The organism is Streptomyces cacaoi (assembly GCF_006539165.1).
GTDB lineage: Bacteria > Actinomycetota > Actinomycetes > Streptomycetales > Streptomycetaceae > Streptomyces > Streptomyces cacaoi.
Map to the genome: position 1 here is coordinate 41,534 of NZ_BJMM01000006.1, position 15,715 is coordinate 57,248.

General features: G+C 73.1%; 15 protein-coding genes and 1 pseudogene. 6 read left to right on the top strand and 10 right to left on the bottom strand.

What is annotated here, in order from left to right; translation table 11 throughout:
- Positions 1 to 14 precede the first annotated feature (14 nt).
- Positions 15 to 266, top strand: coding sequence for a hypothetical protein (locus SCA03_RS07775; RefSeq protein WP_230988532.1), 252 nt, complete (start codon positions 15 to 17; stop codon positions 264 to 266).
- A 180-nt stretch (positions 267 to 446) separates the two neighbouring features.
- On the opposite strand, the gene cynS is transcribed toward SCA03_RS07775, so the two are convergent.
- Together cynS and SCA03_RS07785 are read right to left on the bottom strand one after the other, a co-directional pair.
- Entirely contained in the window at positions 447 to 917 is a 471-nt protein-coding gene (gene cynS, locus SCA03_RS07780; protein ID WP_030879593.1) for a cyanase, read from the bottom strand.
- A 196-nt stretch (positions 918 to 1,113) separates the two neighbouring features.
- Positions 1,114 to 1,398: pseudogene (locus tag SCA03_RS07785) on the bottom strand (carbonic anhydrase); the annotation flags it as partial.
- 16 nt (positions 1,399 to 1,414) lie between these two features.
- On the opposite strand from SCA03_RS07785, the gene SCA03_RS36755 reads away from it, so the two are divergent.
- Positions 1,415 to 1,546 (top strand): hypothetical protein, encoded by a 132-nt coding sequence (locus tag SCA03_RS36755; RefSeq protein ID WP_268932838.1) that lies wholly within the window; start codon positions 1,415 to 1,417, stop codon positions 1,544 to 1,546.
- Positions 1,547 to 1,599: 53 nt separating this feature from the next.
- Here SCA03_RS36755 and SCA03_RS07790 read toward each other — a convergent pair whose 3' ends face one another.
- On the bottom strand, positions 1,600 to 2,160 hold the full coding sequence (locus SCA03_RS07790) for a hypothetical protein (protein WP_174864485.1): 561 nt from the start codon (positions 2,158 to 2,160) through the stop codon (positions 1,600 to 1,602).
- A gap of 255 nt (positions 2,161 to 2,415) precedes the next feature.
- Entirely contained in the window at positions 2,416 to 4,146 is a 1,731-nt protein-coding gene (ctaD, locus tag SCA03_RS07795) for an aa3-type cytochrome oxidase subunit I (protein WP_086814654.1), read from the bottom strand.
- Between the two features lie 543 nt (positions 4,147 to 4,689).
- Here ctaD and SCA03_RS07800 point away from each other — a divergent pair.
- A complete protein-coding gene (locus SCA03_RS07800) occupies positions 4,690 to 6,087 on the top strand; it encodes a globin domain-containing protein (protein ID WP_086818450.1) in 1,398 nt (465 codons plus the stop codon).
- Positions 6,088 to 6,207: 120 nt separating this feature from the next.
- Here the strand turns inward: SCA03_RS07800 and SCA03_RS07805 are convergent, their stop codons facing one another.
- The 4 genes from SCA03_RS07805 to SCA03_RS07820 all read right to left on the bottom strand — a co-directional run bounded on the left by SCA03_RS07805 (position 6,208) and on the right by SCA03_RS07820 (position 10,770).
- Positions 6,208 to 7,284, bottom strand: a complete 1,077-nt coding sequence (locus tag SCA03_RS07805) for a C40 family peptidase (RefSeq protein WP_086818449.1) — start codon at positions 7,282 to 7,284, stop codon at positions 6,208 to 6,210.
- A 180-nt stretch (positions 7,285 to 7,464) separates the two neighbouring features.
- Entirely contained in the window at positions 7,465 to 8,550 is a 1,086-nt protein-coding gene (locus SCA03_RS07810) for a mandelate racemase/muconate lactonizing enzyme family protein (RefSeq protein WP_141275275.1), read from the bottom strand.
- On the bottom strand, positions 8,537 to 9,352 hold the full coding sequence (locus SCA03_RS07815) for a serine hydrolase (RefSeq protein WP_086816277.1): 816 nt from the start codon (positions 9,350 to 9,352) through the stop codon (positions 8,537 to 8,539). The genes SCA03_RS07810 and SCA03_RS07815 overlap by 14 nt, the downstream gene beginning before the upstream one ends.
- Positions 9,349 to 10,770 (bottom strand): APC family permease, encoded by a 1,422-nt coding sequence (locus SCA03_RS07820; RefSeq protein WP_078873005.1) that lies wholly within the window; start codon positions 10,768 to 10,770, stop codon positions 9,349 to 9,351. The genes SCA03_RS07815 and SCA03_RS07820 overlap by 4 nt, the downstream gene beginning before the upstream one ends.
- Positions 10,771 to 11,086: 316 nt before the next feature.
- Between SCA03_RS07820 and SCA03_RS07825 the strand changes: the two genes are divergently transcribed.
- A complete protein-coding gene (locus SCA03_RS07825; RefSeq protein ID WP_086816279.1) occupies positions 11,087 to 11,902 on the top strand; it encodes a FadR/GntR family transcriptional regulator in 816 nt (271 codons plus the stop codon).
- Positions 11,903 to 11,936: 34 nt separating this feature from the next.
- Here the strand turns inward: SCA03_RS07825 and SCA03_RS07830 are convergent, their stop codons facing one another.
- The gene (locus tag SCA03_RS07830) at positions 11,937 to 12,392 is read right to left on the bottom strand and encodes a winged helix-turn-helix transcriptional regulator (RefSeq protein ID WP_030879566.1); all 456 of its coding nucleotides are present in this window, start codon (positions 12,390 to 12,392) and stop codon (positions 11,937 to 11,939) included.
- An 87-nt stretch (positions 12,393 to 12,479) separates the two neighbouring features.
- On the opposite strand from SCA03_RS07830, the gene SCA03_RS07835 reads away from it, so the two are divergent.
- Together SCA03_RS07835 and SCA03_RS07840 are read left to right on the top strand one after the other, a co-directional pair.
- Positions 12,480 to 13,697, top strand: coding sequence for an MFS transporter (locus SCA03_RS07835; RefSeq protein ID WP_086816281.1), 1,218 nt, complete (start codon positions 12,480 to 12,482; stop codon positions 13,695 to 13,697).
- Between the two features lie 703 nt (positions 13,698 to 14,400).
- A complete protein-coding gene (locus tag SCA03_RS07840; RefSeq protein WP_158102313.1) occupies positions 14,401 to 15,084 on the top strand; it encodes a GntR family transcriptional regulator in 684 nt (227 codons plus the stop codon).
- Here SCA03_RS07840 and SCA03_RS07845 read toward each other — a convergent pair.
- Complete coding sequence (locus tag SCA03_RS07845; protein ID WP_086816286.1) at positions 15,023 to 15,715, bottom strand: SRPBCC family protein; 693 nt, start codon at positions 15,713 to 15,715, stop codon at positions 15,023 to 15,025. The two genes, SCA03_RS07840 and SCA03_RS07845, sit on opposite strands and share 62 nt — an antisense overlap.

Here is a 15,715-nt window from a genome sequence, read left to right on the forward strand (position 1 = left end):
CGGTCACCCTCGACATGCCGGGCAAGGTCGCGGACTGCCTCCGCACCACCGAGCTGGAGCCCGCCGAGCGCGCCGCGCTCGACCAGGAGTTGACTGTACGGCGCGGCCAGGGCTACACCCTGCGCGTCAGCGCCCTCCCCGCCGTGCACCGAGGGCTCCTCGCCCGCTCCCAGCCGCTCGACGGCGGCCAGGGACTCCTCGCGGTCCCGGCCCGGCGCAAGGCCCGCCGCGAGTACGAGAACCGGGTCAGTACCCTCACGCCCTAGTCATGATCAATCTCAGCGCCAACCGCTGTACCGATGTTCCCCGAGGCCGAAGTCCATGGGGTGCTCCGAAGCGGTGGGGGCGGGCCGCCGCGCGGCGGCGGGGGCGTCGGTCGTCGGTGGTGCCGGCCGGTCCGGTGCGCCGGGCCGCCCCGCACCACCCGGTGCGGACGTGCCCTCGGGTCAGAAGGGGTTGGCCGGCAGGTACTTGCCGTCGAGGGTGATGACGGCGCGCTCGCCGCCCTCGGGGTCCGGGACCTTCTGCACGTCCAGCTTGAAGTTGACCGCGGAGATGATGCCGTCGCCGAACTGCTCGTGGACCAGGGCCTTGAGGGTGGTGCCGTAGACCTGGAGCATCTCGTAGAAGCGGTAGATGGTCGGGTCGGTGGGGACGCCGCCGGGGATCGAGCCGCGGGTGGGGATCGTCCGGAGCAGCATCACCGCGTCCTCGTCCAGGCCCAGCAGTTCGGCCACGGCCCGGGCGGACTGCTCGGGCAGGGCGTGTTGGCCGAGGACGGCCGCGGTGGTGAAGGCGACGGACAGGCCGGCGGCGTCCGCGATCTGCTGCCAGGTGAGGTCCTTGCGGGTCTTGGCCTCGACGGCCCGGGTGGCCAGGTTCTGGCGGGCGGTGGGGTCGAACTGGGCGTGTGGCATGAGGGGGTTCCTTTCCGGGGCGGGGTTCCGTTGTCGAGGGTGCCGTTCCGCGCGGCACGGCTGAAGCGGCGGGTTCCGGGGTGTCGCGGTTCCGCGCCGCGAGCGGGTCCGTACGGGTGTCCGGGGCCGGGCGCGTCGGTCGGGACGCGAGGGCGGCGCCCGTGCCGGCGGTGCCGAGGGCGTCGACGCGCCCGGTGGCGATGACGAGGATCCAGCCGTGCGGCGTCACCTGCTTCTCCGCCAGCCCCCGCGCGACCGAGGACTGCGAGGTCGGGTTCGTGAGCTGCGCGTACACGTTCCGGCGGATCAGGGCCTCCGGTTTCCGGCGGCCTGCGGGGATGCCGGCGGTGCGGGCCACGGCGGCGTCCGCGTGCCCCAGCCAGTCGGCGACCGCCGGGGCGCCCGACAGATCATGGCCTTCGGCCAGGGCGCTCATCGTGCCGCAGGCGGAGTGCCCACGCTCTCCCGGCAGGTCGAACAGCGGGAATGCGCCCTCGGTGTGCGACTGCTGGACCGCGCCGACAGCCCTGCTGCACCGCGAGGGGGCCTACCGCAGCACCGCCGCCCGCGCCTTCACCGAACTGGCCCGGAACCTCGTCCGCGACCGCGGCTGCACCCCGCCGCCGTGAACCGTCCGGGCCCGCGCCCGGGGCGCGGTTCACGGCGTCACGGCGTCACGGCGTCACGGCCGTCCGCCGTCGTGCCGTCCGCCGTCGTGCCGGGTGCCGTGTGCCGGGGGCCTGGCGCAGGCGGCGGCGAGGGCCAGCGCCGCCACCACGAGGACGGCGGCGCCGACGAGCACCGTGGGCGCCGGTACCCCCGCGAGCAGCGCCCCGGACGCCGCCACGGAGAGCGCCAGCAGCCCGCCGGTCAGCCCGGTCATGAGCGCCCGGGCCGTCCGCCTCGGCGGTGGCGTGCCCAACTGGCTGCGCAGCGCGGCCCATTGCGCGGAGGCCTCCCGCTGCTCCCGGCTGCGCCGGTGCCGGGCGCCGAGTGCCAGCGCCACGGTGAGGACCGTCCCCGTCGCCGCCACCGCGGCCACCGCGGGCCACGGCGATGCCAGCAGCGCCAGCGGGACGAGCAGCGCGACCGTGCCCCAGCCGGTCAGACAGGCCAGGGCGGCGGGCCGGCGGGAGCGGGGGCGGTCGGCCCCGGCGCGGACGTCGGCCAGCGCCGGGAGGTACCACACGCAGCCGGAGACGCTCACGGCGGCGATCCCCAGAGCGAGTACGGGCTGGGACACGGCGAGTTGCTCCTGTCTGTCGGCCGGTTCCGGGGGTCTCCGGCGTTTCCGGTGCTTCCGGTGTTCCGGGGCTTCCGGCTGTTCGTTCCGGTGCGTCCGGGCTCGGCTCCTTCCGGCTGCCGGTGCCGGCGCTCCGGGGGCTTCCGGTTCCTGCGGTGTACGGGCCGCCGGGTGTGCCGGGGGCCGCGGGGTGCGCGGGGCGCTCGGGTGTGCGGGGCCCCGCGGGTGTGGGCCCCGGGATGGCGGGGCCGTCGTTCACCGGGTCCGTTCGGAGTGCGCGGCCCCGGCGGGCTCCAGCGAGGCGGTCCGCTGCGGGGCCGTCTCCAGCGCGGCGATCTCCGGGTGGTGGAGGTCGAAGGCGGGCGACTCGGAGCGGATGCGCGGCAGCCGCAGGAAGTTGTGCCGGGGCGGCGGGCAGGACGTGGCCCACTCCAGGGAGCGGCCGTACCCCCACGGGTCGTCGCAGTCGACGGGCGTGCCGTACCGCGCGGTCTTCCAGACGTTGTAGAAGAACGGCAGGATCGAGATGCCCAGCAGGAACGAGCCGATGGTGGAGAGGGTGTTGAGCGCGGTGAAGCCGTCGGCGGCGAGGTAGTCCGCGTACCGGCGGGGCATGCCCTCGGCGCCCAGCCAGTGCTGGACGAGGAACGTGAGATGGAAGCCGGCGGTGAGCGTCCAGAACGTGATCTTGCCGAGGCGTTCGTCGAGCATCTTGCCGGTGAACTTCGGCCACCAGAAGTGGAATCCGGCGAACATGGCGTACACGACGGTGCCGAACACGGTGTAGTGGAAGTGCGCGACGACGAAGTACGAGTCGGACAGATGGAAGTCCATCGGCGGCGAGGCGAGGATGACGCCGGTCAGCCCGCCGAAGACGAACGTCACGAGGAAGCCGATGGTCCACAGCATCGGTGTCTCGAAGGACAGCGAGCCCTTCCACATGGTGCCGATCCAGTTGAAGAACTTCACACCCGTCGGCACCGCGATCAGGAACGTCATGAAGGAGAAGAAGGGCAGCAGCACCCCGCCGGTGGTGTACATGTGGTGGGCCCACACGGTCACCGACAGCCCGGCGATCGCGATGGTGGCGCCGATCAGCCCGACGTAGCCGAACATCGGCTTCCGGGAGAAGACCGGCACGATCTCGCTGACGATGCCGAAGAACGGCAGCGCGAGGATGTAGACCTCGGGGTGGCCGAAGAACCAGAACAGGTGCTGCCACAGCAGCGCGCCGCCGTTGGCCGCGTCGAAGATGTGCGAGCCGAACTTGCGGTCGCATTCGAGGGCGAAGAGCGCGGCGGCCAGCACCGGGAAGACCATCAGCACCAGCAGCGAGGTCAGCAGCACGTTCCAGGTGAAGATCGGCATCCGGAACATCGTCAGCCCGGGGGCGCGCATCCCGATGATGGTGGTGATGAAGTTGACGGCGCCGCCGATGGAACCGAAGCCGGTGAGTGCCACCCCCATGATCCACAGATCGCCGCCCAGGCCGGGGGTGTGCACCGCGTCCGAGAGCGGCGCGTAGAGGAACCAGCCGAAGTCGGCCGCGCCGCCCGGGGTGAGGAACCCCGCCGCCGCGATGAGCCCGCCGAACAGGAACAGCCAGTAGGAGAGCATGTTCAGCCGGGGGAAGGCCACGTCCGGCGCACCGATCTGCAACGGCATGATCCAGTTGGCGAACCCGGTGAACAGGGGCATCGCGAACAGCAGCAGCATGATTGAGCCGTGCATGGTGAACGCCTGGTTGAACTGCTCGTTCGACATGATCTGCATGCCGGGGCGGGCCAGTTCGGCCCGCATCACCAGCGCCATCACCCCGCCGACGACGAAGAACGCGAACGCGGTGACCAGGTAGAGCGTCCCGATCTGCTTGTGGTCGGTGGTCGTCAGCCACTCGACGGGCAGCCGGCGCCGGGCCCGCCCCGGCGCCGCCGGACCGTCCGGCGGCCCGCTGCGGGCGGGCTGTGCGTGTGTATCTGTGTTCATGACGTCCACGGGGACGCGTCCTCCACCTCTGGCACGGAACAGGCAGCCGGGAAGGGACGGATGACAACGGGGGAGACGCGCCCTTCCCGGCGGCTCCATGCTTCGCGGGACCGTGCCCGCAGCCGTAGGGCCGTGCAGGCCCCGTCCCGGTCCGAAGGTCCCCGGGCCCGCCGGTCCGAAGGCCCCCACCGGCGTCTTCACCGGCGGCCGCAGCACGGTCACTTGGCCGTGTCCAGGGCCGAACGTCCCCGCTCACCAGGGCCGTTGGGGCAAATGCCCGGAATGCCATACTGGCCGGCGTTCCACCGGGCGCCCGTGTCCGGCCCGAGGGCCGGTTCCGCCCGCCACCCCCTACATCTCCAGGAGCCCGCCCATGCCCCGCCTCTTGCGGCAACTCCCCTGCCCCGCACCGGCCCGGCCGCACCGGTCCGCCCCCGCTCCGGCCCTTCCCGGGCCGCGGGCCACCGGCGGCGCGCGGCACGCGGGCAGCGCGGACTGCACGGGGAACAGCACGGGGACCGACACGGGAAGGGGGTGCTGAACATGAGCGTGGAGGACGGCGCCTACCACACACTGCTCGCCCGGCACGACGCCATGCGGCTGCGCCGCCGGCTGCTCTCCCCGGGCGGCGCCCCCGAGGAGACCGGCACGGGCGCCGCCTCCCCGGCGTCCGACGAGGCGTACGACGGGGCCGCCGACCAGCACACCATCCTGCGGACGCTGGACCTGGTGGCGCCCTTCGACCAGCTGATCACCCGTCTCTACGAGGCACTGTTCGCCCGCCACCCGGCGCTGCGCTCCCTCTTCCCGGCCTCCATGGAGTTCCAGCAGGCCCATCTGGCCCGGGCCCTGTGGTACCTGATCGAACACCTCGACCGGCCCGAGACGATCGCCGAACGGTTCGAGCAACTCGGCCGCGACCACCGCAAGCTGGGCGTCCGGCCCGCGCAGTACGCCGCGTTCGAGGCCGCCCTGTGCGAGGCGCTGCGTGCCCGGGCCGGCGAGCGCTGGACCCCGGAGCTGGAGGAGGCGTGGGTGCGCATGCTGCGCTGCGGTGTGCGGGCCATGGTCCGCGGAGCCGACTCCGCGTTGCGCGAACCCGCCTCCTGGCGTGCGACCGTGACCCGCCATCAGCTCCTGACGCCGGGCCTCGCGGTGCTCAGGGCCCGGCCGCACGAGACCTACCGGTACCGGCCCGGCCAGCACGCCACGGTGGAGTCGGCGCGGCTGCCGCACGCCTGGCGCCCGTACCACCTGGCCGGGGCCCCGCGCGCGGACGGCGAGGTCGAGTTCCACATCCGGATGACCGGCCCCGGCGGGGTGAGCGAGGCCCTCGTCGAGCACACCGCGCCCGGCGACGAGATCCGGCTCGGCCCGCCGAAGGGCGCGCTGGCCCTCGGTGACACGGCCGGGCACGGCGAACTGCTGCTCGTGGCATGGGACACCGGCTGGGCCGCAGCCAAGGCGCTCCTGCACCAGCTGGACCAACAGCCGGCCGAGCCCCGGCAGACGGCGGCCCGGCCACCGGTGCGCCTGCTGCTCGGCGCCGACGAGCCGTCCGGCCCCTACGACAGGGAGTACGTGGCGGGGTTCGCCGAGGCCCGGCCCTGGCTGACGGTCGTCCCGGTGTCCGCCGGTGCGCCGGGGGAGGGGCGCTACGACCGGCTGGCCCGCGCGGCGACCCGCAGCGGCGGTCCGACCCCCGGCCGCGCGCTGCTCGCCGGGCCCCCGGCGATGGTCCGCACGGTGGCATCGGCCCTCACCCGCGCCGGCCTGCCCGCCGAACGCCTCTGCCACGACCCGCTGCCTCCGGGCCTGCACGCCGGGGCCCGGCCCGCACCGCTGCCGGAATCCCCGGAGGCTCACATCGCGTATGCGGGAGGGGAGTTCGCGGACCGTCCGGAACCCCTGGAGCCCCGGGAGCGTTCGATACCGGCCTGAACGCGGCCGCGCGGTCGGGTGGGACGAGCCCGTCCGGCCGCGCGTTCACCGCCCGGCCGCGCGCGCGTGTCCCGTCACCGGTGCGGCATGCCCCGCGCCGGGGCGCGGCCGGGCACGGGCTCAGGGCAGGTAGCGCATGGCGCCCCAGTAGTCGGCGTCGAAGCGGGCCCGGCTGATGCGGACCGGCTTCAGATCGTGCGCCTCGATCATCTTGTCGTCGCCCACGTACAGGGCGACGTGGTAGATGGCGCCGGTGCCCGAGTCGTGGGCGTAGAACAGCAGATCGCCGGGCGCGAGGTCGTCCTTGGCGACCTTCCGGCCCCCGGCGTGCAGGGCCTGCGCGTCGGCGTCCCGCGGCAGTTCGATGCCCTGGGCCTGGTAGACGGTGGAGGTGAGCCCGGAGCAGTCGACGCCGAAGCCGGACCGGCCGCCCCACAGATAGGGCAGGCCCAGGAACTTCTTGGCGAAGCGCACCAGGTCGTCGCCGCTCGGCCGCGGGATGTCGCTCTCCCGCCGGTGGAGGGAGACCTCCCCGGCCGACAGCCACTTGGGGCCCTGGTCCGGGGTGTCGACCCGTACGGCCTTCCCGGTTCTGCCGAGCACCGGCAGCCGGGTGTTCACCCCGATCCGCAGGGTTGTCGAGCGCAGCTGCGGGTCGTCGTACAGCTGCGTCTTCAGATGCTTGTCGACGAGGGCGAAGGGCCGGTGCGCGGAGACCGCTCCGTAGTGGGCGTTCCGGGTCAGCTGTGCGTCGGGTATCCAGCCGGGGTAGCCGAGTGGGTTCTTCGGCGACGCCTGGTCGGGTACGGCGACCTTGCTCCAGCCGTCCTTCTTCTCCAGGACGTACACCGGGCGCCCGTACTGCACCTGGGTCTGTGTCAGCCCCTCGGAGACCAGTTCCTTCTGCTGCTCGCCGGTCATGGCCCGCTGCCACGCATCCGGGTGCACCGGGTCGGTCAGCGCGGGGGCGTCCACCGGGCGGGGGCTGTCGGGGCCGGTCCACACGGTGGCCACCGCGACGTCGACGTATGCGGTGGGCGGTGTCCCGGACGGGGCGGAGGGCGCGTCGGCGCCGGCGCGCTGCGGACCGGCCGCGTGCGCCGTGGCGGACGGCAGGGCCAGCGCGGCGGCGGAGGCCAGGACGGTGAGCGCGGCGGTGGCCCGGCGGCGGCCGGGGCGGGGAACGCTGGTGGGCATGGCGATGCCTCCTCGGTGAGGAACGGGCGGGGGACAGGGGGACGTGGGGACGTAGGGGCCTGTGCGGGGCCCGGTGCTGAGCGTCCCCGCGTGGTGTGCGGTTTCCGCGGCTGTGCGAGCGCTTCTGCCGTGCAGGGGTGCGTTCGTCGTGCGCGGTGTGCCCGGCGCGCAGTGGCTCCGCTACGCCGTGTGCGCCAGGCCGGTGATGCCCAGTCCGGGGGCGTCCGGCAGGCACAGCTCGGCACCGTCGTAGACCATGCCGCCGGTGACCGGTGGGCGGGACAGCCACCAGGCGGCGTCGAGGTCGGGCAGCAGCCCGCCCGGCCGGGCCGTGGCGGCCAGGGCGGCGGTGGCCGCCGTGCCCACGTGCGTCTCCATCATCGAGCCGAGGACGACGCCGACACCGGCCGCCTCCGCCAGCGCCATCAGCTGGCGGGCGGGGCGCAGGCCACCGCACTTGGCGAGCTTGATGTTGATCAGGTCGGCGCCCCGGGTCCGGATCAGACGCAGCGCGTCGGCGGGTGACCACACCGACTCGTCCGCCATCACCGGCACACCCGTCCGGGCCGTCACATACGCCATCCCGTCGAAGTCGCCCGCCGCGACCGGCTGTTCGACCAGCTCGATGTCCAGGCCGGTCTGCTCGAACTCCCCGATGAGCCGGACGGCCTGCTTCGGCGTCCAGCCCTGGTTGGCGTCGATGCGGAGCCGGACGCCGGGGCCGACGGCCGCGCCGATCTCCTTCAGCCGGCGCAGATCGTCGCCGCCGGGATCGCCGAGCTTGATCTTCAGCACGTCGAAGCCCTCGGAACGGCGCTGCTCGGCCGCCGAGCGCATCCGCTCCGCGGGCCCTGCGGCCAGGGTGACATCGGTGGGCACCCGCAGCGTCCCGGCACCGAGCAGCCGGGCCAGCGGCACCGACAGCCGGACGGCGGCGAGATCGTGCAGCGCGCAGTCCACGGCGGAGCGGGCCGCCTGGTTGCCCTGGACGGCGCGGCCGACGTCCCGGGTGAGCGGCTCCGTCGCGTCCGGGTCGCGTCCGAGGACGACCGCCCGCAGCGGACCGTCGACGGCCGCCTCGATCCCGGCGAGGCTCGCGCCGGTCACCCGCCAGTTCTCCGTGGCCTCGCCCCAGCCGGACCGGCCGTCCTCGTCGCGCGCCTCGACGAGGACGGCCTCGACGTGGTCCACGGTGCGCACGGCGGTGCTGAACGGGGTGTGCAGGGGCACCCGCACGCGGTGGGTGCGCAGTTCAACGACGGGCATCGGACTCCTCCGTCTCCGGGCCCGTGCCCGGTCTCGTGCGGTCGTCCCAACTGGCCCGTGCCACCCGGTGGATGACCGCGCGGGCGGCCTCCTCGGCCATCCCGCTGGTGCACACGGCGAGGACGTAGGCGGGCGCGTCGTCGGGCTCGACGAGCGCGGCATCGTGCAGTACGCCGTCGACCCAGCCGTTCTTGTTGGCGACGCGGGTGCCGGGCGGCAGCGCCGCCGGGATCTCCGCGCGGTAGAGCTGCCGGCGCAGCGGCTCCAGCAGCCGCCCCTCCTGCTCCGTCGCCAGGGCCGACACCAGCGCCGCCGCCGCTTCGGCGGTGACCGTGTTGGTCAGCCCCGCCTCGCGCGCCGCGTGGTCGCCGATCGGCCGGGTGAGCGTCATCCCGGCCGGCGCCTCGGCCGCCGCGGCGGCCACACCGACCCGCTCCAGCACCAGGTCGGTGGCCAGATTGCTGCTGGAGCACACCATGCGCTCGCACAGCCAGCCCAGCGGCGCCGTCCCGCCGAGGCGCCGCCACGGCTCCTCGTCGTTGTCGTAGGCCCGGTCGGTGCGGTAGGTGCCCGAGTGCGCGGAGCGGAACTCGTCGTGCACCGGCACCTCGGTGGCCGGGTCGAGGGTGCGGGCCGCGGCCCGCAGCGCGGCGAGTTTGATCAGGCTGGCCGCGTAGTGCGGCACGTCCGCGCGGAAGCGGAACGCGGAGGGCCGTCCGGGCCGCCCGCACCACACCGAGACCGAGGCCGGCGGCTCCGTCTCCAGCCGAAGGGCGGCCAGCGCGGCCGCCGTGGCGCTCATTCCGGCTGGGTCAGCGTGATCGGCCGCCCGGTTGCCCTGCGGACCGCGATCACCGCCAACCCGATGACGATCCAGATGCCGCCCGCGATCTGCGCCTTGGCGTCCGCGTTGTAGAGGACGTACGCGATGACGGCGAAGCCGATCAGCGGCACCACGAGGTGCATGCCGAAGGTGCGCTGCCGCTTCTTGACCAGGTAGTAGGAGACCACCGAGATGTGCAGCAGCAGGAAGGAGAACAGCGCCCCGAAGTTGACCATGCTGGAGAGCAGCCCGATCTGCCCGACGAAGAACACGCCCAGGATGACGCTGATCCCGCCCACCAGGATCACCGCGCGCTGCGGCACCTTGCGCACGGGGTGCACATGGGCGAGGAACTTCGGCAGCTGCCGGTCCCGGGCCATGGAGTACAGCAGCCGCGAGGTCGCGCCCTGCGCCGCGAGGGAGTTGGCCAGCGCGGCGGACAGGGCGACGGTCAGCGCCACGACCGCCTTGAACCAGCCTCCGCCGACCAGGTCGGCGACCGTGTAGAACGCCTCGTTGGTGGCGGTGTCACCGGAGAAGTGCGTCTTGCCCGGCAGCAGCAGGCCGGACAGGAAGGTCTGCACGACGAACAGCGAGCCCACCATGACCAGGGACAGCATCGTCGCCCGGCCCACCAGCTTCGGGCCGCCCTTCACCTCCTCGGACAGCGTCGAGATGGCGTCGAAGCCGAGGAAGGACAGCGCCGCCACCGACAGCGCGCCGAAGACCATGCCGACGTGGAAGTGTTCCGGGTTGAACAGCGGGTCCCAGCTGAAGTGGGCGCCGTTGACGCCGTGGGAGACCGCGACGACCCCGAGCACCAGGAACAGCAGCAGCACCAGGCTCTCGCCGATGAGGAACAGCCGCGTCGCCCAGGCGAACAGCTCGACCCCGGCGAGGTTCACCCCGGTGTTGACGGCGACGAAGACGACCACCCACAGCCACTGCGGCACCCCGGGCACGATGGCGTGCAGCGCGGCGGCGCCGGTGACGTACAGCAGCGTCGGGATGAGCAGGTAGTCGAGCAGGACGCCCCAGCCCGCCAGGAAGCCGAACGGCGCTCCGACCCCGCGGCCCGCGTAGGAGTAGACGGAGCCGGCGAGCGGGACGGCCCGGGACATCTCGCGGTAGCTGAACGCGGTGAAGATCATCGCGATGCAGCCGATGGCGTAGGTCAGCGCGACCATGCCCTTGGAGAAGTTGAACACCGAGCCGTAGATGGCGAACGGCGCGGTGGGGACCATGAAGACCAGCCCGTAGACGAGCAGATCCTTCAGCCCCAGGGACCGCTTCAACTCCTGCTGGTAGCCGAGCCGGTGCAGCTCGCGCTGCTGCTCGTCCTGTGCCTGTGCGGGCGCCTGCGACGGTGCGGCGCCGGGGGTTTCGTGTGTGGTCATCGGCGTTCGGCCCCTCCGGGCAGCGGCTGCCCGCCCGCCGTGTGTGTGCTGCCGGCCATGGATCGCTCTCCTCCTCGCCGTCGGAACGCCAGCCATCGTGAGGAGAAAAAGGTCGGAAAACAAGACCTTAAAAGCGGGGAGTTGGATTCCGGGTCGCCACGAGGGGGTGTGCGGCCCCCTGAGGTCACCTTGTGGTCCCGGTCGATCACCGACGGTCGTCGTGGTGGCGCCGTCGCGTCGAGTGGCGCAGGATCGTGCAGCGACGGCAGAAGCCGCGGCGACGACGGGCCCTCGCGCCCGGAAGGAGAAGAGCCCCATGGAGCAGGCCGAGGAGCCGGCCCCGGTGACCCGGTCCGGGACCCCGGGGCCCGGCGCGTTCCCGTCCGTCGGTCCCGAGGGGCGCGCCCCGGGCGGGCTGGGCCCTCTCCAGGTGCCGAGCGCCGTCGACCACGTCGCCGACCGGCTGCTCACCGCCATCGCGCTGGGAGAGTTCAGCGTCGGTGAACGCCTGCCCACCGAACGCGAGTTGGCGGAGATCCTCGCCGTCGGGCGGCCGACGGTGCGCGCCGCGATCGCCCGGCTGCACGACATCGGCTGCCTGGAGGTCGTACGGGGCCGCAGCGGCGGCCACTATGTGCGCTCGGGCTGGCAGCGCGAGTCCGGGCCCGCGGTACGGCGCACCCTGCTGCCGCACTGGGAGCGCACCAAGAAACTGCTCGACGCCCGCTGTCTGCTGGAGTCCCTGATCGCCAGGACCGCCGCCGAGCGCCGGGACGACGAGGACAGCGCGCGCATCACCCGCGCACTGGAGGAGTACACCGAGGCCGCCGACTCCGGTGACGGCGCCCGCATCCGCACCTCGGACGCGATGCTGCACCGCGCGGTCGCCCGCGCGGCGAAGAACGAGCCGCTGGCCGTCTACGGCCACCAGCTGCTCCAGGAGATCAGCGCCGGCTTCCCCATCGAGCCCTACGGGGGCAACCTCACCGAGCGCGCCCTGACCGAGCACCGCGCCCTGGTGCGGGCGGTGCTGGAAGGCGACCAGGAGGAGGCGGGCCGGGTCGCGGCCCACCACTTCACCATCACCGAACAGACGCTGAGCGCCGTACTGGAACGCAGCACGGACGCCTGACGCCCGCCGGGGCCGCGGTACGCGTCGCGCGGCGTCAACTCTCCTTGCGCACCCGGGTCGTGGCGACGTCGGCGGGCCTGCCGTCCGAGTCGACCGGGTGGAGCGGCGGCAGCGGAAGCCCCTGACCGTCGACGAGGACGGAGTGCGGCTCGTCGGGCGCGAAGGCGTGGCGCTCGCCCCACTGGCGCAGGGCGACGATCACGGTGAACAGGTCGCGCCCGGCGGGGGTGAGCGCGTAGAGCTGCCGCTTGCCGGAGGGCGCCGTGCGCCGGTCGAGGACGCCTCGCTCGACCAGGCGCCGGAGCCTGTCGGTGAGGATGTTGCGGGCGATGCCGGTGCGCTGCTGGAAGTCGGTGAACGCGCGTGCCCCGTCCATGGCGTCGCGGACGATGAGCAGGCTCCAGCGGTCACCGACCAGGTCGACGGTGCGTGCCACCGGGCAGTTCGGATCGGTCCAGGGTGTGCCCGCGCCGAGTGCGGACCGCGTCATCTCGCCTCCCGGAGAGTTGCTGATTGAAACCATTCTGCCGTACCGTCGCGTCGGTTGCGAAGTGCAACCAATCGAGGGAGGGGCAGGATGGCCAGGACCGCCGGCCGCAACGTACTGTTCGCCGCCGTCTGCGCGGTCGCCGTCGCGAGCATCTACGCGGCGCAGCCCGTGCTCACCCGGATCGGCAGCGATCTGGACATACCCGACGCCCGGCTGGGGTGGGTCGTCTCCGCCGGGCAACTCGGCTACCTCGCCGGGCTGGCCGTCCTCGTGCCGCTGGGCGACATGGCCGACCGGCGCACCCTCATCGCCGGACACCTGCTGCTGACCGCGGCCGGCACCGCGCTCGCCGCGACGGCCGCCCGCACCTGGCTGCTGCTCGGCGGACTCGCCCTCGCGGGCCTGTTCGCGGTCGTCGTCCAGACGACGGTCGCCTACGCAGCGGCCCTCTCCACGCCCGCGGAACGCGGCCGCACCCTCGGCGTGGTGACCTCCGGCGTCGTCATCGGTATCCTCGGAGCCCGCGTCGCGGTCGGTGCCCTGGCCCAACTCCTTGGCTGGCGCAGCGTCTACCTCGCGCTCGCGGTGCTCCTCGTGGCACTGGCCTGCCTCGCCCTGAGGACGCTGCCGCCCGACCCGCGCACCGACCGCGCCACCCACCGGCAGGTCCTGTCCTCGCTGCGCGGGCTGTTCCGCGAGCGCCTGTTCGTCTCGCGCGGGCTGATCGCCTTCTTCCTGTTCGCCTCCTTCGGCACGCTCTGGAGCGGCCTGGCCCTGCCGCTCGCGGTCGCGCCGTGGCACCTGGACACCGCGCAGACCGGGCTGTTCGGACTCGCCGGGCTGGCCGGGGCGCTCGGCGCGGCGCGCGCCGGCCGCTGGGCCGACACCGGACACGCGAGCGCCGTCACCGGCGGCGCGCTCGCCCTCCTCGCCGTCTCCTGGTCCGCGATCGGCCAGGCGTCCTGGTCCCTGTGGCTCGTCGTCCTCGGCGTCGTCGTCCTCGACTTCGCCGTGCAGGCCGTGCACGTGAGCAACCAGCACCTGCTCACCGCGGCCCACCCGGACCGCACCAGCAGCGCCATCGGCGGCTACATGCTCTTCTACTCCCTCGGCTCGGCACTCGGCGCGACGACGACAACCACCGTCTACGCCCACACAGGCTGGCCCGGCTCCACCACCCTCGGCGCGGGCTTCGCCCTGTGCGGGTTCGTGGTCTGGGCGGTGGATCGCGGGGCGGACGGGGGCCTCCGCGTGAGACGGCAGCGTACGCGGCCGAGGGGCCGACCCCAGCCGTGCTGCCGCTGATGCCCGGCCTACCGCCACATGTCACCCACCTACCTGCCCATTCGCACACCGCGACCCCGAGGCCTCCGACCGGCGGTGCCGAGCACTTCCTCACCTTCACCGGAATCGCGAGCGTGCTCAGCTACCTGGCGGGGCATTGCCCATTCGGCGAAACGGGCTCCAGAAGTGCTACGCGCCGCGAACTCCTCCCATCCGGCCGCGACTTCCGCACGATCGCCCTCACCGGTCCCACCTCCATGAAAAAGGTGAACTGCTGGTGCGACTTCCCGGCCGGATATACGGGGAACGGCGATTTTCCCTGCGGACCGGATCTCGAAGCCCGCAGTGCGGAGTCCCGGGGGCAGCCCCTCGGCACGAGGAGCCGAGGTCGGGTGGCTACCAGGCCTGATACCGCGCGGAAATCAGCAAACTGTATACTCCGTGCGCCCGCTGAGCGTCCACGGCCTTCGGGACTCGTCCGGAATTCTGCGGGCCATCGAGCCGATTGCGGCGTGACGCGCGACCGGGTCCGACGAGGAAACGAGCAGTGCCTCGACGCAGTAATGGCGGGGTGAAATGGGGGAGTTGGCCGGGAAACGAGTGCCGCCGATGTCCGAAGCGACGCCGAATGCGCACCGGGAGTTCCCTTTCTCACCGAGGGGGATGCGCGGTCCGGCCGCCGGGTGCACCGATCCTGATCCTGGAAACGACGAGGAGGTACTCCGTGGCAGACGGCCGAGAGGCGGAGTCGTCCGCGGCACAGCGTGCCTACGCCGAGATCACCGAGCGCATGGCCTCGGGCGAACTCCGCCCCGGCATATGGCTGCGGGAAGAGTCCCTGGCCACCTCGATGGGGATCAGCCGCACGCCCGTGCGCGAGGCGCTGCGCAAGCTCAACTCCGAAGGGCTCGTCCGGATCGAGCGGTACCGAGGTGCCCAGGTCGTGGCGTGGAGCCGCGAGCAGGTCGCCGAGATCTACGGGCTGCGCGCGGTGATCGAGGGCTATGTGGCGGCGGTCGCCGCACAGAACGTCACCGAAAGCACCCTGAGCCGGCTCGAAGCCAACCTCGCGGAGTACGAGCGGACGCTCGCGGAGGGAGGTGCCGCAGCCAGGCAGCGGGCGGCCGGTCTGAACAACGACTTCCACGCGATGCTGCTGGAGGCCACCGGCAACAGCGCCCTCATCCACCTGCTCACCGGTGTGCTCGGACTGCCACTGGTGCGCCGCACGTTCCTCCGCTACTCCCCACGTGACCTCGCGCGCAGCGCCGAGCACCACAGGGAACTGATCGAGGCGCTGCAACGCGGGGACGCGACCTCAGCAGAGATGATCATGAAGGTGCACATCAGGGCCGCACAGCAGGCAGCGCTGGAGCAGCAGGAGCGTGACGCCCCCGCAGACGGGTGATGAGCCATGCCGACAGCGCACCGCCCACGAACGCCCCGGCCACCGGTGCGTACCGGCGGGCGAGGGGCCCCACGAAGTCGAGCGCGTTCAGCTCCGAGCCGCCGGACCCGGCATCGGCCGGGCCCCCGGCAGCCGGCCGAACTGCCGTCGGCTGCCCCGAGCGGCCGGCGGCGTCCGTCGACTGCCCCTCGGCGAGCAGCGCTTCGAGATTGTCGGCGAACTGCCCGACGATCCTGGCGCCGACGTCGGCCATCGCGCTGCGTCCGAACTGCGCGACCTTTCCGGTGATCTGCAACTGCGTGCTCACCACGACCCGGGTCTTGGCACTGCCTTCGGGGACCAGGTCGACGGTGACGACGGCTTCAGCGGACCCCTTGCCGCTCTTCTCGTGGCCGCCGGCGTCCAGTACCAGGCGGCGCCGGGCCGTGTCACGCTCGCGGAAGGTCGCCGTACCCCCGTAAGTGACCTTGATGGGGCCGACCTTGACTGCCACTGTCCCCTCGTAGGAGCCGTCGTCCTTCTCGGTGACGCTCGCCCCCGGCATGCAGGGGGCGATCCTCGGCACGTCGGTCAGCAGGGCCCACGCATCGTCCGGGGTGGCCGAGACGACGAACTCGTTGTTGAACTCCAT